Raw genomic sequence first — 22431 nt, 5'->3', positions numbered from 1 at the left:
AGAAGGAGCGCGTCCAGATGGACGAGAAGGAAGTCCTGACCCGGTTCAAGAACGGTCATCTGGACCGGGCCCAGGCGGCCGCGCTGCTGACCGGCGCCGGCGTCGGCATCGCCGCCCGCGGCGGTACGGGAGCCGGTACGGGAGGTGGTACGGGTCCCGGCGCCGGCCTCGGTGCGGTAGGCGCGGTTCCGGTTCCCGTGGCCTTCCCGCGGCCGGACGCCGTACGGGAGCGGGCCGCGGACGGGCCGTCCCCCGCCGAGCGGATCGCCGTGGTCGGGATGGCCGGGCGCTACCCGGGCGCAGGCGACCTCGGCTCCTTCTGGCGGCAGGCGCGCGAGGGGCACGGCAGCGCCGGAGCGCCGCCGGCCGGGCGGCCCGGTGACGAGCGGGGCCACTACCTGGAGCGCGTCCAGGACTTCGACGCGGAGTTCTTCGGCATCGACGCGGCCGAGGCCGCCCTGATGGACCCTCAGGAACGGCTGTTTCTGGAGACGGCCTGGGAGGCCCTCGAGGACGCCGGATGCACCGGCGGCCGCCTGGACGCCCTCACCTCCGCGGACGGAACCCCGCGCAGCGTCGGGGTGTTCACCTGCGCGGGGACGGCCGACTACGCGGTGCTCGCGGCCCGGGCCTGGACGCGCGAGCGGCCCGTACGGCTGCCCCGCGGCGGCCACTGGAGCCTGCCCAACCGGTTCTCGGCGCTGGCCGGCCTCACCGGCCCCAGCCAGTCGGTCGACACGGCGGAGTCCTCCGTGCTCGTCGCCCTACACCTGGCGGCGGCCGCCCTGCGCGCCGGGGAGTGCGCCGCGGCCCTCGTGGGCGGCGTCCAGCTGCTGCTGCACCCCGCCAGCCGCCGCCCCGGCGCGGGGGAGGGGGTCGGCGCGCTGCTGCTCAAGCCGCTGTCGCGGGCCCTGGCCGACGGGGACACCGTGCACTGCGTGATCCGCGGCAGCGCCGTCGGCCACAGTGCAGCGGGCGGGCCGGGCGCCGGACCCGGCCGCGGGTCCCAGGTCGCCGCCGACCACGCCCACGGTGATGCCGCCGGTGACGCCGCTCCCGGGCGGCGGGTGCTGGGCGCGGCGCTGCGGGCGGCCGGGGTGGACGCCGCCAGCGTCGCCGTCCACGAGGACGCCGACTCCGTGCGGGCGTTCGTGGGCGAGGCCGGGGCCGTGACCGCGGCGGCCGCGCTGACCCGGGCCGTGCTCCAGCTGAGCCACCGGGTGCTGGTGCCCGGGCCGGGCCGGGCCGAGGCGCAGGCCTGGCCCGGCGGGGAGCCGGAGCCCCGCCGGGCGTCCGTCGGGGCGCACGGAGCCGGCGGCGCGGCCGCGCACGTGATCCTGGAGGAGTACCTCCCCGCCGCCGGGTCCGGCGAGGCCGCCGGGCCCGCGGGGGCCGCCGAGCTGTTCGTGCTGTCCGCGCCCACGCCCGCCCATCTCGCCGCCACCGCCCGCCGGTTCGCCGAGCTGCTGGGCGGGGCGGGGCCGGTGCCGGAGCTGGCCGTGCTCGCCCGCGCCCTGCGCACCGGCCGCGCCGCCATGGACTGCCGCTTCGCGGCGGTCGTCGGCGACACCGGCGAGCTCGTGGCGGCCCTGGAGCGGTTCGTCGCGGACGGCGGTCCGTACGCCGACCTGCGCGGCGGCGGCAGCGACCCGCTGGACATGGGCGCCGTGCCCGAGACCGCCGACTACCTGGCCGCGCTGTGGCGGGCCGGGCACCTGCAGCAGGTCAGGAGCCTGTGGCTGTCCGGCCTGGACGTCGACTGGGCCGCGCTGGAACAGGCCCACGGGGCTGGCGCCGTGGCCGTACCGCTGCCCGCGTCCGCGTTCCTGCGCACCCCGCTGTGGCTGGGCGGCGAGGAGGAGCGGGCATGACCATGCAGTCCTCCGGCCCTGCCGGGCTCGCCGGGTCCGCCGGGCTCGCAGGGTCCGCCGGGCTCGCCGGGTCCGCCGGGCTCGCCGGGGCCGCCGGGCTCGCCGGGGCCGCCGCCCCTGACGGGGGCAGACTCGGCCCGGTCAACCTGTGGTTCTGTCCCAACGAGGACCTCGCCCCCGGGATCGCCGCCACCCTGGCCTCGTACTGGCTCGACGAGCACGAGCAGGAGGTCGCCGGGCGCTTCCTCTTCGAACGCGACCGCCGCCAGTACCTCGTCGCCCACGCCCTCGTACGCCGCGTGCTGGCGCTGGAGACCGGCATCCCCGAGGCCGAGGCGATCATCTGGCGCTCCTCGCGCGGGCGTCCGTTCCTCCAGCTGCCCACCGGAGGGCTGCCGCGCGGCGCCGACACCCTGGACTTCAACCTCTCGCACGCCCACGCCTACAACCTGCTGGGCGTCTCCCGCGAGCACCGCATCGGCGTGGACGTCGAACGGCTGGACCGCGGCGAACGGGGCCTGGACAACATCATCGCCACGTTCGCCCCGCAGGAGCAGGACTGGATCGCCCGCGCCGCCCCGGGGCGGCCGCGCGACCGGCGTGCGCTGCGCCTGTGGACGCTGAAGGAGGCCTACTCCAAGGCCCGGGGGCTGGGACTCGCCCTGCCCTTCGACTCGTTCGTCTTCACCCTGGCCGAGGACCAGGGCGTGCTGTCCTTCCGGCCGCCCGCCGACGACTCGGCCAGGCGCTGGCGGTTCCTCGAGATGGAGCCGGTGCCGGAGGTGCTGGCGGCGGTGGCGGTGGAGGTCGACGCCGCCCGCCCGCCGGCGGTCCACCTGCACCACGGATTCCCGTGGGGCCGCGCCGCTCCGCGCCGCCTCGTGCTGCCGGAACTCGCCGGAGCGTGACACCGGTGCGTGAATTCGGCCGCCGCATTTCCGTGAAATACCCGGTCCGGCGTATATCCGCTGCCGCTGGAATACGGCTGGAGAATATCTCGAGCGGGATCCGGCATTGTGCGGCAGTCGGGGCTGCTTTTCGGTCAGAGCGCGGCCGGAACTTCCCGTATCCCCTCGGACAGGAGGGTGAAACGGCGTACGAGTTCTTCCTGTTCGCGGCCGATGGCGTCGATGCGGGCCCGGAGGCGGGCGATTTCCCCGCCCAGGTCCAGCACGGCCGCGTCCAGGCCGGCGGCGGTGGCCGGCGGGCCCGCGGAGTCCAGCCCCGGCTCGCGCAGCAGGATGGACTCCATCCGGTCCCGCAGGGCCGGCCCGGGCCCGACGCCGATCTCGCACAGCAGCCGCTGGCGGGCCCGCTCGTACACGCCGAGGGCCTCGGAGCGGCGGCCGCACCGGTACAGGGCGAGCATCAGCAGGTCGTAGAACCGCTCCCGGGTGGGGTGGGCCGCGGTGAGCCGCTCCAGCTCCCCGGTGACCTCGTCGTGCCGCGCGCCGCGCAGCTTCGCCTCGTAGTACGTCTCCAGGGCGGTCAGCCGGCTCTCCTCCAGCCGCTCGGCCTCCCGCGCGCAGATCGGACCCCGTCCGCTGCCCTCCAGTGCGGGGCCGCGCCACAGCTCCAGGGCCCGGTGCAGCAGGTCGGCGGCGTGCAGGGGGTCGGCGACGACCGCCGCCCGGCCCTGCGCGGAGAGCCGGTGGAAGCGCTGGGCGTCCGTACGGGCGGTGCCGAGCCGCAGCAGGTAGCCGAGGGGGTGCGTGGTGATGCGGGCCTGGCCGGGCTCGTCCTCACCGGCCGGCGCCAGCAGCCGGCGCAGCCGGGCCACGTGGGCCTGGAGCGCGTTGGCCGCGCCCGCGGGCGGGCGGTCGCCCCACAGTTCGTCGATGAGCCGGTCGGCGGAGAGCACCTCCCCGGCCCGTACGACCAGGGCCGCGAGGAGGGCGCGCTGTTTGGCGCCGGACGGCGCGATGCGGGTGCCCGACCGGTGGTCGTGCACCTCCACGGCGCCCAGGACGCGGAAGTCCAGGCCGTCGCTCCGACGTACGTCCCATTCCATCGGTCACTCCTCCCAGCGCTCCGGTCGGAATCGCGGAAAGACCTGTACGGCCGGGCGTTGAATTACGTTCCGGCAGTCATCCCGCATGGGAATCTAACAGTTTGACCGAAGCGGGCAAACGCCGAAGTTGGAGGTGTGGTCGACAGACGCTCAAGAAATTGAGGGGTGTTGCCCTGGATCCCGCTACTGTGCCTCAGTCGAAGGCTTGAAATCGATGGGAACTCGACGACGTGCGGAGGAAACCGTGAAGATTCAGGTTCTGGGTCCGTTGAGTGCCGAAGTCAACGGGGGCTCGATTGTTCCGACGGCCGGCAAGCCGCGCCAGATTCTGGCGCTGCTCGCGCTCTACCCGGGGCGGGTGATGCCCGTACCGACTCTGATGGAGGAGGTATGGGGCACCGACCTGCCCCAGAGCGCGCTCACCACCTTGCAGACCTACATATTGCAGCTGCGCAGGAGGCTCGGCACCGCCATGGGGCCGGGTGACCCGAACGGGGCCAAGGAGGTCCTGGCCACGCGCCACGGCGGCTACCTGCTCCAGATCGCCCCGGAGAGCGTGGACGTCCACGAGTACGAACGGCTCGTGGCCGACGGGCAGAGCGCCTTCGAGGAGGGCGACGACGAGCGCACCGCCACCAAGCTGCGGCAGGCGCTCGCCCTGTGGCAGGGGCCGGCGCTGGTCGACGTACGCGTCGGGCCGATCCTCGAGATCGAGGTCATGCGCCTGGAGGAGAGCCGCCTGGTGACCGTCGAGCGGCGCATCGACGTGGACCTGCGGCTGGGCCGGCACACCGAGCTGATCGCCGAGCTCTCCGAGCTGATCGCCCGGCACCCGCAGCACGAGGGCCTGCACTCGCAGGCCATGGTGGCGCTCTACCGCTCCGGCCGTCAGGCCACGGCGCTGGACGTCTACCGCAAGCTGCGGATGCGCCTCATCGAGGACCTCGGGGTGGAACCCTCACCGCAGCTCCAGCGCCTGCACCAGGCGATGCTGACGGTGGATCCGGCGCTCGACGTGCCGGCCGGACCGCGCCGCGGGTCCACGTTCGACCTGTACGCGGCCTGAGGTGCGGTACGGGAACGCCGGGACCGCGGGCGGTGGCCTCCGGCCGCGGTCCGCGGCGGCGTGACCCGGATCCGGGTCACGCTCGACCCGGCCTCGAGCGGGGCTGGTCAGGGTGGGGTGGTTACGGTGGGCGAGGAAGGACGGGGCATGGCACGGGAACAGGACGTGCGGCTGGTGTGCTTCGCGCACGCGGGAGCCGGGACCTCGGCCTTCCACCGCTGGAGCGAGCAGCTCGGCCCCGGCGTCACCCCGCGGCCCCATCTGCTGCCCGGCCGTGACGGGCGGCGCCGCGAGCCGCGCGTGACCACCCGCGAGGACCTCCTGGACGATCTGCGCGACCTGTTCAAGGAGCAGCCGCCCGGACCGTACGTCCTGTACGGGCACAGCCTCGGCGGGCTGATCGCCTACACGCTCACCCGGGCGCTGCACGACGCGGGACTGCCGCTGCCCGAGCTGCTGGTGATAGGCGCCGTACCGCCGCCCGACGTGTTCGGAGGGGCGGCCTTCGCCGCCGACGCCCCCGACGACGAACTGATGCGCATCCTCGAGGGATTCGACGGAGTGCCGCCCGGGGTCGCCCCCGGCGTGTGGCACCGCTTCGTCTTCCCCGTGCTCCGCGACGACCTGCGGCTGGCGGCCGCGCTGCGCACCGCCGCCCTGGACCCGGCCACCGGCGGCCCGGTGCCCGTCCCGCTGCTGGCCGTTGCCGGCGAGGACGACCCGGTGGGGCCTCCCGAGGTGCTCCGGGGCTGGAGCGACTGGACGACGGAGGGCTTCGAGTCCCGCACCGTGCCCGGCGGACACTTCTTCGTACGCGACGGCGAACTGCCGGGACTGCTCGGGCAGGCGTGCCGGACGGTGGGGCGGTCCGGGCGTTGAGGCGCGTGGTCATCACCGGTATCGGGGTGGTCGCTCCGGGCGGTGGCGGCACCAAGGGCTTCTGGTCGATGCTGACCGCGGGGCGCTCCGCCACCCGCGCCGTCACCTCCTTCGACGCGAGGCCGCTGCGCTCGCGGGTCGCCGCCGAGATCGACTTCGACGCCCGGGAGCACGGGCTGGGCGCGGGGCAGGCCGTGGACCTCGCCCGGGTGACGCAGTTCGCGCTGGCCGGGGCCCGTGAGGCGCTCGCCGACAGCGGGGCGGATCCGGGCCTCGACCCGCTGCGCACCGGGGTCGCGCTGGGCAGCGCGCTGGGCTGCGCCACCGAGCTGAGCCTGGAGTACGCCGTCGCCAGCAACGTCGGCGCGCGCTGGCTGGTGGACCCGGCCCGGGCCGTGCCCCACCTGTACGACTACTTCGTACCCGGTTCGCTGGCCGCTGAAGTGGCCCGGGACGCGGGGGCGCAGGGGCCCGTCTCCTTCGTCGCCGGCGGCTGCACGGCCGGCCTGGACGCGCTCGGCCACGGGGCCGAGCTGATCCGCGAGGGCAGTGCGGACGTCGTGCTCGCCGGGGCCTCCGAGGCCCCGATCTCCCCGGCCGTCATGGCCTGCTGCGACACCGTGCGCATCACCTCGCGCCGCAACGCCGACCCGTCGAGCGCGGCGCGGCCCTTCGACCGGACCCGGGACGGGTTCGTGCTCGGCGAGGGCGCGGCCGTCCTGGTCCTGGAGGAGCGGGAGCGGGCCCGCGGGCGCGGCGCGCGGGTGTACGCGGAGCTCTCCGGCTACGCGAGCCGGGCCTCCGCCCAGCACATGACGGGGCTCAGCCCGGACGGCGCGGAGCTGGCCGCGGCCATCGGCGCGGCGCTCGACGAGGCCCGCCTGGACCCGTCCGCCGTCGAGTACGTCAGTGCGCACGGCTCGGGCACCCGGCAGAGCGACCGGCACGAGACCGCGGCCGTCAAGCGCGCGCTGGGCCGGCACGCCCGCCACGTACCGGTCAGCGCGATCGCCTCGATGACCGGCTACCCGCTCGGTGCGATGGGCGCCTTCCAGGCCGCCGCCGGCGCCCTGGCGATCGAGTACGGAACGGTGCCGCCCACCGCGCACCTGCGGGTCCCCGACCCGGAGTGCGATCTCGACTACGTGCCCGGGACCGCCCGGCACCAGCACACGAGCGCGGTGCTGGCCCTCGGCAGCGGATTCGGCGGCTTCCAGAGCGCGCTCGTGCTGACCCGGCCGGAGACCGCCTGACCTGACCGGCCGGACCGACCCACGACAGAGGGACACCCCATGGACCACCCCGATCCGTGCCCCGCCACCGCAGCCGACGAGACCGGGACCGACGTGTGCGTCGTCGGCGCCGGGCCCGCAGGGCTGGCACTGGCCCTCATGCTGCTGCGCTCCGGCGTCCGCGTGACGCTGATCGAGCGTTCCACCGCCCTGCGCCGGGAGTTCCACGGCGAGATCCTCCAGCCGGGCGGCCAGCGGATCCTCGACGAGCTCGGTGTCCTGGGCCCCGCGCGGGCCCGCGGCTCGCTCGCCCTGTCCGGCTTCCAGGTGCTGGACCGCGAGCGGGTGCTGCTCGACATCGACTACGGCCGGCTGCCCGCCCCGTACGACCACTTGCTGGCCCTGCCGCAGCCCCATCTGCTGGCCGAACTCCTCGACGCCTGCCGGGAGCTGCCCGGCTTCACCCACCTGGAGGGCCACCGGGTGTCGGCGCTGCTGGAGCGGCGGCCCGGCAGCCCGTGCACCGGGGTCGTCGCCCGGGGGCCCGACCGCGAGCCCGTCACCGTCCGCGCCTTGGCCGTGGTCGGCGCGGACGGCCGGTTCTCCAAGACCCGGGCGCTGGCCGGGATCGGGGCGGGCCGCTCGGACTCCTTCGCCCACGACGTGGTGTGGTTCTCGCTGCACGCGCCGGGCCGGGCCACCGGGAAGGTCCGGGTGCACCGGGCCGGCGGCAGCGCGGTCCTGGTGCAGGACAGCCACCCGGACCGGCTGCGGATCGGCTGGACCCTGCCGCACGGCGGATGGAGCCGGCCGGGCCGCGGGATCGAGCAGATCCGCGACGAACTGGCCCGGGTGCTCCCGCAGTTCGCGGACCTGCTGCACGAGCAGCTGACCTCGCTCAGCCAGCTCACCCTGCTCGACGTGTTCGCCTCGCACGCCGAGGAGTGGACCCGCGACGGCCTCGTCCTGATCGGGGACGGCGCGCACACGCACGGCCCGATCGGCGCCCAGGGCATCAACCTCGGGCTCCAGGACGCCGCCGCCCTGCACCCCGTGCTCGTGGCGGAGCTGGGCCGGGGGGCGGTCACGGCCGCGGGCCTGGAACCGTACGTCCGGCGCCGGGCGGCGGCGGCCGCCGCGGTGCACCGGATGCAGCGGATGCAGGCGCGCGCGATGTTCGGGGCGGACGGGGCGTTCGCCCGGTTCGCGCTGGCCCGTGCCGCCGGGCTGGTGACGCGCACCCCCATCGGGGGGAAGATCACGCGCAAGGTGGCGTACGGGACCGATCCGGTGGCGGTACGGACCGATCTGTTCACCGCGGCGGCGGCGCACCGGCCGGGCTGACCGCCGGCGCCGGGTCGGCCGGGTCGGCCGGGCTGACCGGGTCGGCCGGGCTGGCCGGGCTGACCGCGCCGACCGGGCTGACCGCGTCGGCCGGGCTGACCGCGTCGGCCGGGCTGACCGCGTCGGCCGGGCTGGCCGGGTCGGCCGGGCTGACCGCGTCGGCCGGGCTGACCGCGTCGGCCGGGCTGACCGGGTCGACCGGGCTGACCGGGCTGGCCGGGTCGGCCGGGCGGATGACCGTGGGCCGGCCGCGGGCCCGTCAGCGGAAGCGGGCCTTCGGGTGGTCGGCGAGATCGCCGAGGAGCCCGAAGTAGTCGGCGCGCAGCTGGCGGATGCGGGCCTCGGAGAACACGGACGAGTCGTACGTGAACACGCAGTGCGCGGCGCGTTCGTCGTGCCGCAGCAGCAGGGTCAGGGGCCGGGCCGCCGGGGCGGGAGCGGAGGTGAACGGCTCCGCGCGCAGCCGGCCGCCCCAGGAGGCGGCGCTCCAGCGGGGCCCGTCGGCGGCCGGTCCCGCGCCGAACTGCACCTCGCCCAGCTGCTGCGCGAGCCGCGGCCGGCGCAGCTGCGCGGCGACCGGCTCCAGCGGCACCTCGTGGTGCGCGAAGTCCCAGGCGCTGGTGTGCCGGACCCGGTCGACGACCTCGCCGAAGGAGGGCGCGCCCGTCAGGTCGGACCGCAGCACCACCGCACGGGACAGCGGGCCCAGCATCCGCTGCCCGCCGCCCCGGCCGCGGTCGGGGACGGGCCCGCGGACGCTGATGTCGCGCTGGCCCGACCAGCAGGCCAGCAGCAGCTGGAAGGCGGCCAGCCCCACCACCTGCACGCCCGCCCGGTGCCGGCGGGCGGCCTCCGCGATCTTCGCGGACAGTTCCTGCGGCAGCGGGAAGGACAGCGCCCGGCCGGCGCCCGGGGTGTGTCCGGGGGAGCCCGGTGCGCTCAGGTCCCAGGGCAGGACGGCCGGTTCCGCGCCGTTGAGCCGGCGCAGCCAGTACTCGGTGCTCTCGTCGAGGTGTCCCCGTACGGCGCGCTGCTGCTGCCAGGCGGCGAGGTCGGCGTACTGGAGGGCGGGGCGGTCCGCCGGGGCGCCGCGGTAGGCGGCGGCGAGTTCCGAGACGAGCAGGCCGAGGGTGGTGCTGTCGGCGATCAGCTCGTGGAGGACGAGGACGGCGAGGTGGTCGCCCGGTGCCAGGCGCAGCAGCCGCAGCCGGGCCAGCGGTTCGCGTGCCGGGTCGAACGCCCGCTCCCGCTCCGCCGCGACGGCCGCGGGCACCTGCGAGGGCCGGACCTCGGCGGGCGCGACGGGTCCGGGCGGCTCGGCCCGCACGGGGACGACCTGGGTGAGGCGGCCCTCGTGCACGCGGTAGTGGCTGCGCAGGATCTCGTGCCGGCCGGTGACGGCCCGCCAGGCGGCGGCCAGGGCCGGTGCGTCCAGGGGTCCCGTCAGCCGGAGCGTCCCGGTCACCACCGGCGGGCGGGCCCGGTGCGCGAGTCCGGCCCACAGCGCCTCCTGGTCCGGTGAGGCCGCGAACCGCCAGGGGCCGGGACCGGCCGGCCGGGGCAGCCGCGGGACGAGGTCCGGCTCGGGTTCGGGTTCGGGTGCGGGCTCCCGTTTCCGCTTCGGTTCCGGCTCGGGCCCGGGTCCGGGTCTGTGCTCGGGATCGGCGTCCGCCGCCAGCGGGGCCGGAGTGCCGGATTCGTCCATCAGTACCGTCGTCACCATCGGTGCAACGCCTCCTCGGCGATCAGCGCCGCGGGGCTCGCCGCCTTCCGGCCCGGCGGGCCGGGCGCGGCACCCCCGGCTTGGGTTCCGGGCAGTGCGTAGTGCGAGGTCGCGCGGGCGGCGGGGCGGCCGCGGGCAGCGGCCCGACTCCTCGGGCGCCCGTCCGTCTCACGCGTGGCGGCCGCCGTCTCCGGCCGCCGCCCGACAACCATCCAGACCCGTGCTGTGGCGCGGCTTGAGCACGCTTCGAAGCTCCTTCGAGCACCGAGGCCGACGGTGGTACCCGACGCTCCGCCCGAGCCGTCCGCCGAGAACCGTCCCGACCGACCCGACCGCCAGCCGTCCGACCAGTGAGGAAGACCGTGCCGCGATTCACGCATCCCGAACTCCCGCTGGACGCCCTGCTGCGCCGGGCCGCCGTACGCGACCCCGGCGGCTGCGCCATCGTCGCGGGCGGGGACGAGGTCACCTTCGCCGAGCTCGACGACCGGGCCGACCGGTACGCCGCCTACCTGGAGCAGCGGCTCGGCCGCCGCGGCGCCCGGGTCGGCGTCGCCAACGTGCTCGACGCGGACTTCGCCGCCGCCTACTACGGCACCGTCCGCAGCGGCAACACCGTCGTCCTGGTCAACCCGCTGATCAAGGAGGCCGGGCTGGTGCACGTGTGCGCCGCGGCCGAGGTGGAGGTGGCGCTGGTCCCGACGGCGACGGCCGAACTGCTCGTCAAGGCGCGCGAACGGCTGCCCGCCCTCGCCGAGATCCTGGTGATCGACGCGCCCGACGGGGTGGTGCCCGCGGACACCGTGCCGGTGGCCGTCGCCCTGGGCCGGGTCCCCGAGGGCCGTCCCGCCGCCGCGTCCGCCGCCGGCAGCGCCGATCTGGCCGCCGACGCCTGCATCCAGTTCACGACGGGCACCACGGGACTGCCCCGCGGGGTCCGCCTCAGCCACCGCAACCTGATGGCCAACGCCGCCCAGATCGCGCAGGTGCACGGCCTCGGCAGCGACAGCGTGACCCTCAACCACCTGCCGCTCTACCACGTCATGCACCTCAACTCGGCGGTGTACGCCGGCGCCCGCCAGGTGCTGTGCGCCGCACCGGCCCCGCTGGCCGCGCTCGAGCTCGCCGCCCGCAGCGGCGCCACGCACTTCTACGGACTGCCCGCCCGCCTGCACCAGCTCGCCGCCGCCGTCCGCACCGGCGGCGAGGACGGCGCGGACGCGCCCGCCCCGCCCGCCGGGCTGCGCCTGCGGGCCGTGCTGTCCGGCGGCACGGCACTGTCCCCCGCCGCCACCCGGCAGCTCCAGGACTGGCTCGGCGTCCCCGTCGTCCAGGGCTACGGCATGGCCGAACTCTCCCCGCTCGCCCACAGCCAGGACCCCGAGAACCCGCTGACCGGCTCGGTCGGCGCGCCCGTACCGGGCACCGAGTGCCGGATCGTCGACCTCGCCTCCCGGGCGCCGGTCGACGTGTACAGCACCGGCGAGGTCCAGGTCCGCGGCCCGCAGGTGATGACCGGCTACCTCGGTGACGACAGCGGGGCGCACCTGGACGCCGAGGGCTGGTTCTCCACCGGCGACGTCGGCTACGTCACCCCGGACGGCGTGCTGTTCCTCGTGGACCGGCTCGGCGACGTCTTCAAGTACGACAACGAACTCGTCTCGCCGACCGCCGTCGAGCGCATCATCGCCGAAGACCCGCGCGTCGCCGACTGCGTGGTCGTCGGCTGGCCCGACCCCGTACACGGGGCCCTGGTGTGGGCGGGCATCGTGCTGCGCGAGCCGACCGCCCCGGGACTGCTGGACGTCGTCGACTCGATCGTGGTCCGGGCCAACGAACAGCTCGCGCCCTTCGAGCAGATCCGCCGCGTCGAGGTCGTCGACTCCGTTCCGCGCACGCCCATCGGCAAGCCCGAGCGCCGCGGCCTGCGCCGCACCCTCCACGAACGGGCGGCAGCCGAGGCCGCCGCCTGATCCGCCGTACCGTCCACCGTCTTCACCACCACCCGCCGCTACCCGAGGAGAGACCATGACCACCTTCATCAACAAGCTGACCGTGCAGGGCGACGTCAACGAGTTCCTGGCCGCCAAGGAGCCGATCACGGCCTTCATGAGCTCGCAGCCGGGCCACATCGGCAACCGCACCCTGCGCAACCTGAACGAGCCCGGCGTCTTCGTCGAGGTCGCCCACTGGGACGACCAGGCCGCCCACCAGGCCGCCGTGGGCAGCGCGGAGTTCCGCTCCCTCGTCGCCCCGCTGGCCGCGCTGGCCACGCCCGAGCCGGGCCTCTACGAGGTGGTCGAGGCGGGCGCCCGCCTGCAGGAGGACGGCACCTACGCCTGATCCGGAATCCCGGATCCCGGATCCCGCATCCCGGGCCGTCCCCCCTTTTCCATCCCCACCGCTGCCACCCCGATTTGAGGAGAGACCCACCATGGTGACTTTGATCAAGAAGATGACCGTTGTCGGCGACATCAACGAGTTCCTGGCCGCCAAGGACCCGGTGACGGCCCACCTCGCCGCGACCGAGGGCCACGTCGGCAACCGCACGCTGCGCAACCTCGGCCAGCCCGGCCTCTTCATCGAGATCGCCCACTGGAACGACCTCGACCAGTACGAGGCCGCCGTGGGCAGCGCGGAGTTCCAGGCCCTCGCCGCCAAGCTCTCCCCGCTCGTCACCACCGAGGCCGGCCTCTACGAGGTGGTCCCGGTCGGCGCCCGCCTCGACGCGGCCGGCACCTATGCCTGATCAGGCCCGGGACGTGACCGGCACCCGGACGGGGAGCGGGGCCGCCGAGGTCCTGGTCGTCGGCGCCGGGCCGGTCGGTCTGACGGCCGCCCACGAACTGGCCCGCAGGGGCCTGCGGGTACGGCTCGTCGACGGAGCCGACGGGCCCGCCCGCACCAGCCGCGCGGTGGCCGTGCACCCGCGCACCCTGGAGACCTTCGACCAGATGGGCGTCGTGGCGCCGGTCATCGAGGCCGGGCGCCACAACCGCGCCTTCACGATGTTCGCGCGCGGGCGCCGGCTGGTGCGGCTCGACGCCGACTACGCCTCCATGCCCACCCGTTACCCGTACACGGTCATCATCGAGCAGACCCGCACCGAGGCGGTGCTGCGCGAGGCCGTGGCCCGGCTCGGCGTCAGCGTCGAATGGGGCGTGCGCCTGACCGGCCTCACCCAGGACCCCTCCGGGGTGCGGGCCCGCCTGGAACGGGCGGACGGCACGCGGGAGGAGTACGAGGTCCCCTGGCTGGTCGGCTGCGACGGCGGCCACAGCACGGTCCGCAAGCAGCTGGGGCTGCCGCTGCTCGGCGAGTCCAGCGAGACCTGGGAGCTGGCCGACGCGCCGGTGGTCACCGGCCTCGCACAGGACAGCATCTACTGGGTGCACACCGGCCGGCAGGCGATGATGATGGTGCCGTACAGCCGCGAGGGCCACTGGCGGCTGCTGGACACGGCGCCCGCCGGTGACGCGGCGGGCAGCGTTGCGAGCCGCTTCGGGACCAAGCTCAGCGCGGGCCTCGGCCAGAGCGTGAGCGTGGGGGAGCCGCAGTGGACCTCCGTCTTCACCTTCCAGCAGCGCATGGTGCCCCGGATGCACGAGGGCCGCTGCTTCGTCGCCGGCGACGCCGCCCACGTGCACAGCCCCGCCTCCGGGCAGGGCATGAACACCGGCGTGCAGGAGGCGTACAACCTGGCGTGGAAGCTCGCGCAGGTCGAGCAGGGCTGGGCCGGGCGCGAACTGCTCGACACCTACGGCGAGGAGCGCGTGCCGGTGGGCAAGGCGCTGCTCGGCAGCACCCGCACGGCCACCTTCCTGGTCCAGTTCAAGAACGTCATGGCCGGGGTGATGCTGCCGGTCGTCATGGGCGTGGTGCGCAACGTCCCGCCGCTGCGCCGGGCCATCCAGCGCAAGGTGCTCGGCGGCATGTCCGGGCTGCGCCTGGCCTACCCCGAGTCCTCGCTGACCCTCCCGGACCCCGGCACCGCGACCCCGGCCGGCAGCCGCGCGTCGGCCGCCGCCGCCCGCTTCCCCGGCGACCCGGGTGCGGACGCGCTCCAGGCGGAACTGCGCGACACCCGCTGGTCCCTGCTGTACGCCGCGGGCGGCCCGGCCGCCGCCGGAGCCGCCGCTGCCGAGGCCGCGGCCGCGTACGGGCCGTGGCTGTCGGTGCGGACGGTCGGCGGGGCGCCGGGCGAGGGCCCGGGAGCACTGGCCGACCCGGACGGGCGGCTGCGCCAGGAGCTGGGCCTGGTGCCCGGCGGCTGGGTGCTGATCCGGCCCGACGGGTACTTCGCCGCCAGCGGGGCCTCGCTGACCGGCGGGATCCTGCGTACGGCGCTGGCCCCGCTGGGCGCCGAGGCCCTGCGGGAACGCGAGCCCGCCGACGCCGTCTGAAACCGCCCCCCGGCGGTCAGACGGCGCCGGCGAGCGAGGCGTTCAGCCGCGCCGAGACGGTGCGCAGGATGGCGGTGATGTGGTCGCTGAGGTAGAAGTGCCCGCCGGTGAAGACCTCCGAGTGGAAGTCGCCCGCGGTGTGCTCCTGCCAGGCCAGCGCCTCCTCGACGGTGACCTTGGGGTCGGCGTCGCCGGTGAACGCCGTCACGGGGCAGCGCACCGCGGCGCCGGGCCGGTAGACGTGCGTCTCCACGGCCTTGTAGTCGGCGCGGATCGTCGGCAGCAGCATCGCCCGCATCTCCGGGTCGTCCAGCAGCTCGGAGCCCGCCGCCTGGTGGGACTTGATCTCCGCGACCAGTTCGGCGTCGCTGGCACCGTGCCAGCGCTCGGGACGGGGGGCGGAGGGGGCGCGGCGCCCCGAGACGAACAGCTCGACGGGGCCGTCACCGCGCTCTTCGAGGCGCTGGGTGATCTCGAAGCCGAGGACGGCTCCCATGCTGTGCCCGAAGAGGGCCAGCGGCTTGTCCCGGTAGGCGGTGAGCTCGTCGGCGATCCGGTCGGCGAGGGTGCCGATGTCCTCGACCAGCGGCTCCATGCGCCGGTCCTGGCGGCCGGGGTACTGCACGGCGAGCACCTCGACCGAGGGCGAGAGCGCCTTCGCGACGGGGAAGTAGAAGCTGGCGGAGCCGCCCGCGTGGGGCAGGCAGACCAGGCGCACGGCCGCGTCGGGGGCGGGACTGAAGACGCGGAACCACTCCGGATCGCCGCTGGGCCCGTTCAATTGCTTCTCCGCTCGCCGTTCTCGATCGTTCCCGGTCACTCCTGATGACCTGTTCCAGGGTGCCGGGCGGGGCGGCCGGGCGAAACCCCGGACCCGCCGGGGCGGCCGTCCGCTCGAACGAGTCTCGACCGGATCTCCGCCGTTTCTGCGGCCGTGGCGCGGTCCGGACCCTCGAGGGGGCCTGGAGGTCGAGAGGGATTCAAGCGGGTCTCCGGCGGATCTTGTCAGTGTCGAGAGCCAGGGCGAGAGAGGTTGAGCCGATGACGGGTGAGCGAGTGCACCGCAGGACGTACTCGGTGGAGGTGGACGCGCCGGCAGGCGTGGTCTACGGGTTGATCGCGGACACCACCCAGTGGCCGCTGTTCGTACCGCCGAGCATCCACGTCGAACGGCTCGACTTCGACGGGATCCGGGACCGGTTCCAGATGTGGGTGACCGCCAACGGCACCGTCAAGTCCTGGCTGTCGCGCCGCACTCTGGACGCGCAGGCCCACCGCATCGACTTCCACCAGGAGGTCCCGGCCGGGCCCGCCCTGTCGCTGGGCGGCCGCTGGTCGGTCGAGGCGCTGGGCACCGGACGCTCGCGGCTGACGCTGGACCACGAGTTCACCGTCGCCGACGACCGGCCCGAGGACCTGTCCTGGGTGGAGCGGGCGACGGACGACAACAGCCGGGCCGAGCTGGCACGGCTCAAGGAGACCGCCGAACGCTGGACCGAGCTGGACTCCCTGCTGCTGACGGTCGAGGAGACCGTACGCGTCAAGGGGCCGGCCGAGCTGGTCTACGACTTCCTGTACGGCATCGCGGACTGGCCGGGCCAGGTCCCGCACGTGGCGCGCGCCGACGTCGCCGAGGAGCGGCCCGGTGTGCAGGTGGTCTCGATGGACACCGTGTCCGCGGCGGACCGGACGCCGCAGACCACGCAGGAGGTGCGGATCTGTTTTCCGCACGCCTTCCGGATCGTCCACAAGCAGACGCGGACCCCGCTGCTGCTGGAGGCGCACACCGGGGAGTGGTCGGTGGTCCCGGACGAGACGGGCGTCACCGTCCTGGCCCGGCACAACGTGCTGCTGCGCGCGGAGGCCGCCGAGGCGGTCCTGGGCCGGGGCGCCGGGATCGAGGAGGCGCGTCGGCACGTACGCGAACTGCTCTCCGGGCAGAGCGCCGCCGTCCTGAACCTCGCCAAACGGCACGCGGAATCCACCATCAGGACCCTCTGAACGGGAGTTGATCAACACCGTCATGACCACCTCCCTGCACGCCCCGGACGAGACGTCGGCCACGCCCGCCTCCGCCTCCGCCTCCCACGAGGCGGCGGCGCTGCGCCGGGCGGCCCGGCTGGAGGCCCTCCTCGGCGCACCCGAGGACCCCGCCAACCCGCACGGCATCGCCGCACTGTGCGCCGCCGACTCCCGCGGGGAGCTGCCGGCCGCCACCGAACGGCTGCTGACCGGGACCGGACTCGCGGCCGAGTTCGTCCCGGCCGAGTTCGGCGGCCGCCTCACCCGCGCCGACCTGCTCGCCAAGGTGCTGCGCCCGGTCTTCCGCCGGGACCTGGCCCTCGGCTTCGGCTTCGGCATCACCTCGCTCTTCGCGACCGCGCCGGTCTGGGCCGCCGGCACCGCACGCCAGCGCGAGCGGACGGCCGACCTGCTGCTCGGCGGCGGACGGGCCTCGATCGTCCACCACGAACTCGCCCACGCCAACGCCATCCTGCGCGACGAGCTCGTCGCCACCCCGGATCCGGGCGGCGGCTACACCCTCGACGGGCGCAAGGACGTGATCATGAACGCGTCGCGGGCGGGCGCGTACGTGGTCTACGCCCGCACCGCGCCCGAACGCGGCCCCCGCAGCCACTCCGTCCTGCTCCTGGACCCCGCGGAGCTGCCCGAAGGCAGCGTCCGGCACCTGCCCCGCGTGCCCACCCCCGGCATGCGCGGTGGCATCTTCTCCGGCCTGGAGTTCACCGGGTGCCCGGTCCCCGGGGACGCGCTGGTCGGCAGCCCGGGCGAAGGCGTCTCGCTGGCCCTGCGCACCTTCCAGGTCAACCGCTGCCTCATCCCCGGCGTCGCCATCGCGGCCGCCGACACCGTGCTGCGCTCGGCCGTGCGCGCCGCGTCCACCGGACGCAGCGCACCCGTGGCCAAGCGCTGGCACAAGCCGCTCGCCGGGGTCTTCGCCGACCTGCTGGCCTGCGACAGCATGGCCACCGTCGCGCTGCGCTCGCTCAGCCTGCTGCCCGAGCGCGCCCACATCCTGGCCGCGGCCGTCAAGTACGTGGTGCCGGACCTGCTGCGCGAGAGCCTGGAGGAGCTCGCCACCGTACTGGGCGCGCACGGCTACGAACACGGCAGCCCGCAGTACGGATCGGTCGACAAGCTGGTGCGCGACCTGCCCGTCGCGGGCCTGGGCCACGCCGGCACGGCCGCCTGCCACGCCGTGATCGTCCCCCAGCTGCGCAGCCTCGCCCAGCGCTCCTGGTTCCTCGCCGAGGAGCCGCCGCCCGAGCTGTTCCGCAGCGGGGCGACCCTGCCCGTGCTCGACTACCGGCTGCTGGGCATCGCCAGCGGCGAGGACTTCCTGTCCGCCTCGCTCATCGGGTCGGCCGGCCGGCTGGCCGCGACCCGGGGCGTCGGCGGCCAGATGGCCGTCCTCGGCGACCTCGCCGAGGGCTTCGTCAACGAACTGCGGGCGCTGCGCTCCGAATGCGCGGCGCTGCCCGCCACCCGGGCCGCCCTGACCGATCCGGCCGCGGTGATCCTCAGCGACCGGTACGCGATCGTGCAGGCGGCCGCCGCCGTACTGGGCATCTGGGAGGGGCAGGACGGCGCCGACGCCTTCCTCGCCGACCCCGCGTGGGCGGTCCTCGCGCTGTCCCGGCTCGCCGGGCGGCTGGGCATCGTCGTCCCCGACCTGCCCGAGAGCTGCCTGCACCAGGTGCTGGACGAGCTCATACGCCGCTACCGCGGGGGCCTCAGCTGCGACCTCGACGGCAGCGAGCTGACCCAGTGAGACCAGTGAACGACGACCAGCGGGGGAGCCGGGACATCCAGGGAGGGAACCAGTCCATGCCTCACGAGACCGCATGGGAAGAGCGGACCATCGCGCCGCCGATCCACGTCTCCGGACCCGGCGGGCCCTGGGACCGGGTGCGCGAGAACCTCGAACGCGACGGCAGCGCCGTCGTGTTCGCCACCTGGGGCGAATGGCTGACCGCGGCCCTGTCCGACTCCGAGCTGCGCCCGCTGCTCGGCCGGGACTGGCAGCGCTACCGGCGCACCGAGAACGCGGCGATGCGCTACTGCTTCGTCGCCTCCCGCATGGTCGTGAAGTACACGGCCGCCGCGGCCTTGAGGACGGAACCGGCCGCGCTCGACCTCGCGTACAAAATCGGTGGAAGGCCGTACATCCGCGGATTCGACCAGATAGACATCAGCCTGAGCCACACCGACGACCTGATCGTGGTCGGCGTCAGCCGGACGGGCCGGATCGGTGTCGACACGGAATCCGCCAAGCGCAAGATCTCCTTCGAGCTGTTCCACGACCACATGTGCACCCCCGCGGAACACGCGGAGCTCACCCGCATGTCCCAGGACCGCCAGACCTCCGAGCTGCTGCGGCTGTGGACCCTGAAGGAGGCCTACACCAAGGCACTGGGGCAGGGACTGCGGCTGGGCTTCACCGAGTTCGGCTTCGGTCTGGAGAGCGGCCGGCTGCTCGCGCCCGACGGTTCCCCCGCCTCGCGCGGCGAGTGGGCGTTCGCGACCTTCCCGGTGCTCGCCGACCGCTACCTGGTGAGCGTGGCCTGCCACGACACCGGGCTGGACGCCGCCCGGGACACCGCCGTCCACACCATGCTCGACGAGGGCTTCATGGGCGCGGTCGAGGAAGGCCTGGCCCGCGCGTGAACCGGATGAGCAGGCCGTGTCAGCGGCGCGTCAGCGCCGTGTGGCCGCCGCTCGCATACTCCGGGACCTTTCCATGTCCATGTCCATGCCCGTTGCACACAGCCGACCGAGGAGGGAGCACATGGCCGCGCCCGTGACGGTGATCGTCACTCCCGGACCGCCGCCTTCGCTCGACCTCCACGGCCCGCTCACGCACCGGGCCCTGGAGGCGGCGCTCGCGGCGCTGCCGCCGTGCACCCCGACGCTGCACCGGCACACCGACACCCACCACACCCTCGAGGTGCCCCCGCTGCCGTTCCCCGCGGGTACCCTCGCGGACCTGCTGGCCGCGCCGCACTCCGGGGACACCCCGCCCCGCCCGCGCCGCCGCGCCGGCGGCCCGGACTCCGGGCGGCCCGGCCCCGTCGGCGCGCCCGAAGCGGTCCTGGCCACGGCCCCCGCCGCCCCGCTCCAGTGCGACGTCCTGCTCGACACGCTGGCCCGGCCCGGCGCCGGACTGCACGTCGGGCAGGTGTACTGGCGCTGGCACGGGCCCCTGGACGCCGACCGGTTCACCGCGGCCTGGCAGTCGCTCGCCGACCGCGAAGCGGTGCTGCGCGCCGCGCTGGCCCGGCCCGTACGCGACACCGGCCCGCGGATCGCCGTCCACCCGCACGCCGCCGTGGAGATCCTGCGCCACCGGCACGACGAGACCGACTGGGATACCCTGCTGGCCGACGAGCGCGTCCGCGCCTTCGACCTGCGCCGTCCCGGACCGCTGCGCATCGCGCTGCTGGACGACCCGCCGGCCGCGCGGGGCGGCGACGCGCGCTCCACCCGGATCCTGATCACCTATCACCAGGTGCTGCTGGACCGCAGCAGCATCCGCACCCTGCTCGGCGCCTTCTACCGGGCCTACCTCGCCGACGGCCGGGTGCCCGGCGGGGACCGCCGCCCCGACGTACGGGACCACCTGCACTGGCTGGGCGCCCAGGACTTGGGACCCGCCCGCGCGTACTGGTCGCGGGCCGCGCCCGCGCCCGGAGTCGCGACCCTGCCCGCCCGGCCCGCGGCCCGTACCACCGGGCGGCTCGGCCACGGCCGGACCCGGCACACGCTGACCGCCACCGAGGCGGTCCGGCTGCGCGAATGGGCGGCCCAGTGGGGTGCGACCGAGAGCACCGCGCTGCACGCCGCGTGGGCCCTCCAGCTCTACCGGCCGGCCGCCGACCTCGACGCGAGCCCGCGCCCCGTGGCCTTCGCCGCCACCGTCTCGGGCCGCGGCATCCTCCTGGAGGGCGCCGAGGCGCTGCCGGGCCCGATGCGCAACCCGCTGCCGGTGCACGTCGTCGTCGACCCGGCCTCGACCGTGCGGCGGCTGCTCGACGACCTGACCAGCCGGGTGCTGGACGCGGCCGCCTACGAATGGGTGTCCGCGGGCCAGATCCAGGCGTGGGCGGGCACCTCCCCGGCCGCAGGCCGGATCACCGAGTCCCTGATCGTGTTCGAGCCCCCGGCGCAGCGCGAGCGCGGCTACGGGCCGGGGTCCGGGTACGGGTACGGATACGGGGAGAACGCGTACCGCGAGGAGCTCACCGCCGAGGGCGTCCGGGTGGACCCGCCCGAGGCCGTCGGCCCGCTCACCGGTGTGCCCTTCACGCTGTCCGCCCGGCACGAGGCGGACGGCTCCCTGGTGCTGACCGCCGTACACGACCGCACCCGCCTGTCCGACAACGCGGCCGCGCTGATCCTGTCGCAGACCGCCGGGCTGCTGCGCGAACTCCCCTTCTCCGCCGAGGGGTCCACGACCGTCGCGGAAGCGCTCGGGCTGCTCTCCGGGGCCCGCGTGCCCCCCGTCACCATCCGGCCGACCGGCGCGCTGCGCCTGCTGCGCGAGGCCGCCCACCCGGGCGCCGGCACGATCTGCCTGGTCCCGCCGCCGGGCGCGGCTCCGGACTGCTACGAGGGGCTCGCCGGTCTCCACCAGGGACCGGAGGCGCTGGCCACGCTCAGCGCACCGGCGGACGCCGCGGACTTCCTGACCGGGCTGCGCCCCGCGCTCGCCGCCGGCGAGCCCCTCGTACTGGCCTGCTTCTCCGGAGCGGGCGCCCTCGCCTGCGAGATCGCCGACCGGATCGCCGCGCACGGCTGGTACCCGCCGTTCGTCGTGATCGCCGGCGCCGCCGACGGCGGCCCGGACTCCGCCCGCGCCCTCACCCTGGCGCTCACCTCCGCGACCGCCAGGCCCGGCTGAGCCTTCCCCGGCTGCCTCCCCCGGACTCCGTCCGGGGGCCCCGGGGAGGTGTGCCCGCCCCGCGGCCGCCGCCCGCCGGCGCGGGCCGTCGCACCCTCTTCCGTCCGCTCTCCCACCGCCGCTCTGCCACGGGCCGAGCGTCCTCTCCCACCCTGGAGCACTATGTCCCGCCGACTGTTCACCTCCGAGTCCGTCACCGAAGGCCACCCCGACAAGATCGCCGACCAGATCAGCGACACGATCCTCGACGCCCTGCTCACCCAGGACCCCACCTCCCGCGTCGCCGTCGAGACCCTCATCACCACCGGTCTCGTCCACATCGCCGGCGAGGTGACCACGAAGGCCTACGCGCCGATCCCGCAGCTGGTCCGCGACAAGATCCTCGAGATCGGCTACGACTCGTCCGCCAAGGGCTTCGACGGCGCCTCCTGCGGCGTCTCCGTCTCCATCGGCGCGCAGTCCCCGGACATCGCGCAGGGTGTCGACACCGCGTACGAGCAGCGGGTCGAGGGCGATGAGGACGAGCTCGACAAGCAGGGCGCCGGCGACCAGGGCCTGATGTTCGGCTACGCCACCGACGAGACCCCCGAGCTGATGCCGCTGCCGATCCACCTCGCGCACCGGCTCTCCCGCCGCCTGTCCGAGGTCCGCAAGAACGGCACGCTCCCCTACCTGCGCCCCGACGGCAAGACCCAGGTCACCATCGAGTACGACGGCGACACCGCGGTCCGCCTCGACACCGTCGTCGTGTCCTCGCAGCACGCCTCCGACATCGACCTCGAGGGCCTGCTGACCCCCGACATCCAGGAGCACGTGGTCGAGTACGTGCTGGCGCAGCTGGCCGAGGACGGCATCAAGCTGGACACCGAGGGCTACCGCCTGCTCGTGAACCCGACCGGCCGCTTCGAGATCGGCGGCCCGATGGGCGACGCCGGCCTGACCGGCCGCAAGATCATCATCGACACGTACGGCGGCATGGC

At 75.2% G+C, this 22431-nt stretch carries 18 protein-coding genes; 15 read left to right on the top strand and 3 right to left on the bottom strand.

Annotated elements, in window-relative coordinates:
* Positions 1-17: 17 nt before the first annotated feature.
* Together ACFWP3_RS32485 and ACFWP3_RS32480 are read left to right on the top strand one after the other, a co-directional pair.
* Positions 18-1871: a polyketide synthase gene (locus tag ACFWP3_RS32485; RefSeq protein ID WP_384228210.1), complete on the top strand. Its 1854-nt coding sequence runs from the start codon at positions 18-20 to the stop codon at positions 1869-1871.
* On the top strand, positions 1868-2779 hold the full coding sequence (locus ACFWP3_RS32480; RefSeq protein ID WP_384228207.1) for a 4'-phosphopantetheinyl transferase family protein: 912 nt from the start codon (positions 1868-1870) through the stop codon (positions 2777-2779). The genes ACFWP3_RS32485 and ACFWP3_RS32480 overlap by 4 nt, the downstream gene beginning before the upstream one ends.
* A 134-nt stretch (positions 2780-2913) precedes the next feature.
* Here ACFWP3_RS32480 and ACFWP3_RS32475 read toward each other — a convergent pair whose 3' ends face one another.
* Positions 2914-3882 carry a BTAD domain-containing putative transcriptional regulator gene (locus tag ACFWP3_RS32475; RefSeq protein ID WP_384228205.1) on the bottom strand — a complete coding sequence of 323 codons (969 nt, stop codon included), beginning with the start codon at positions 3880-3882 and terminating at the stop codon, positions 2914-2916.
* 244 nt (positions 3883-4126) lie between these two features.
* Between ACFWP3_RS32475 and ACFWP3_RS32470 the strand changes: the two genes are divergently transcribed.
* The 4 genes from ACFWP3_RS32470 to ACFWP3_RS32455 all read left to right on the top strand — a co-directional run bounded on the left by ACFWP3_RS32470 (position 4127) and on the right by ACFWP3_RS32455 (position 8403).
* Positions 4127-4948 (top strand): BTAD domain-containing putative transcriptional regulator, encoded by an 822-nt coding sequence (locus tag ACFWP3_RS32470; protein ID WP_384228202.1) that lies wholly within the window; start codon positions 4127-4129, stop codon positions 4946-4948.
* A gap of 147 nt (positions 4949-5095) precedes the next feature.
* Positions 5096-5827 carry a thioesterase II family protein gene (locus ACFWP3_RS32465; protein WP_384228200.1) on the top strand — a complete coding sequence of 244 codons (732 nt, stop codon included), beginning with the start codon at positions 5096-5098 and terminating at the stop codon, positions 5825-5827.
* A complete protein-coding gene (locus ACFWP3_RS32460; protein ID WP_384228198.1) occupies positions 5824-7080 on the top strand; it encodes a beta-ketoacyl-[acyl-carrier-protein] synthase family protein in 1257 nt (418 codons plus the stop codon). The genes ACFWP3_RS32465 and ACFWP3_RS32460 overlap by 4 nt, the downstream gene beginning before the upstream one ends.
* A gap of 39 nt (positions 7081-7119) precedes the next feature.
* Positions 7120-8403 carry an FAD-dependent monooxygenase gene (locus ACFWP3_RS32455; RefSeq protein ID WP_384228196.1) on the top strand — a complete coding sequence of 428 codons (1284 nt, stop codon included), beginning with the start codon at positions 7120-7122 and terminating at the stop codon, positions 8401-8403.
* 259 nt (positions 8404-8662) lie between these two features.
* Here ACFWP3_RS32455 and ACFWP3_RS32450 read toward each other — a convergent pair whose 3' ends face one another.
* Complete coding sequence (locus tag ACFWP3_RS32450; RefSeq protein ID WP_384228194.1) at positions 8663-10126, bottom strand: condensation domain-containing protein; 1464 nt, start codon at positions 10124-10126, stop codon at positions 8663-8665.
* Between the two features lie 362 nt (positions 10127-10488).
* Between ACFWP3_RS32450 and ACFWP3_RS32445 the strand changes: the two genes are divergently transcribed.
* From ACFWP3_RS32445 to ACFWP3_RS32430, 4 genes are all read left to right on the top strand, one after another.
* Complete coding sequence (locus ACFWP3_RS32445) at positions 10489-12099, top strand: class I adenylate-forming enzyme family protein (protein ID WP_384228192.1); 1611 nt, start codon at positions 10489-10491, stop codon at positions 12097-12099.
* A gap of 55 nt (positions 12100-12154) precedes the next feature.
* Positions 12155-12469 (top strand): antibiotic biosynthesis monooxygenase family protein, encoded by a 315-nt coding sequence (locus ACFWP3_RS32440; RefSeq protein WP_384228190.1) that lies wholly within the window; start codon positions 12155-12157, stop codon positions 12467-12469.
* A 91-nt stretch (positions 12470-12560) separates the two neighbouring features.
* Entirely contained in the window at positions 12561-12875 is a 315-nt protein-coding gene (locus ACFWP3_RS32435) for an antibiotic biosynthesis monooxygenase family protein (protein WP_384228188.1), read from the top strand.
* A gap of 13 nt (positions 12876-12888) precedes the next feature.
* Positions 12889-14529 carry an FAD-dependent oxidoreductase gene (locus ACFWP3_RS32430; RefSeq protein ID WP_384228186.1) on the top strand — a complete coding sequence of 547 codons (1641 nt, stop codon included), beginning with the start codon at positions 12889-12891 and terminating at the stop codon, positions 14527-14529.
* A gap of 16 nt (positions 14530-14545) precedes the next feature.
* Here ACFWP3_RS32430 and ACFWP3_RS32425 read toward each other — a convergent pair whose 3' ends face one another.
* Positions 14546-15310 (bottom strand): thioesterase II family protein, encoded by a 765-nt coding sequence (locus ACFWP3_RS32425; RefSeq protein ID WP_384228184.1) that lies wholly within the window; start codon positions 15308-15310, stop codon positions 14546-14548.
* A gap of 260 nt (positions 15311-15570) precedes the next feature.
* Between ACFWP3_RS32425 and ACFWP3_RS32420 the strand changes: the two genes are divergently transcribed.
* The 5 genes from ACFWP3_RS32420 to metK all read left to right on the top strand — a co-directional run.
* Positions 15571-16530: an aromatase/cyclase gene (locus tag ACFWP3_RS32420; protein WP_384228182.1), complete on the top strand. Its 960-nt coding sequence runs from the start codon at positions 15571-15573 to the stop codon at positions 16528-16530.
* 22 nt (positions 16531-16552) lie between these two features.
* A complete protein-coding gene (locus ACFWP3_RS32415; protein ID WP_384228180.1) occupies positions 16553-18322 on the top strand; it encodes an acyl-CoA dehydrogenase in 1770 nt (589 codons plus the stop codon).
* A 56-nt stretch (positions 18323-18378) separates the two neighbouring features.
* Positions 18379-19218: a 4'-phosphopantetheinyl transferase family protein gene (locus ACFWP3_RS32410; RefSeq protein ID WP_384228177.1), complete on the top strand. Its 840-nt coding sequence runs from the start codon at positions 18379-18381 to the stop codon at positions 19216-19218.
* Positions 19219-19339: 121 nt separating this feature from the next.
* Positions 19340-21451 (top strand): condensation domain-containing protein, encoded by a 2112-nt coding sequence (locus tag ACFWP3_RS32405; protein WP_384228175.1) that lies wholly within the window; start codon positions 19340-19342, stop codon positions 21449-21451.
* A 162-nt stretch (positions 21452-21613) separates the two neighbouring features.
* Positions 21614-22431 (top strand): methionine adenosyltransferase (gene metK / locus ACFWP3_RS32400; protein WP_384228173.1); only part of this gene is annotated, 818 nt, incomplete at its 3' end.

The sequence above is a fragment of the Streptomyces sp. NPDC058525 genome (assembly GCF_042719495.1).
In the GTDB taxonomy this organism is placed as follows: Bacteria; Actinomycetota; Actinomycetes; order Streptomycetales; family Streptomycetaceae; genus Streptomyces.
Note: the sequence above shows the minus strand (reverse complement) of the source record. Positions and strands in the feature narration are given on the sequence as shown.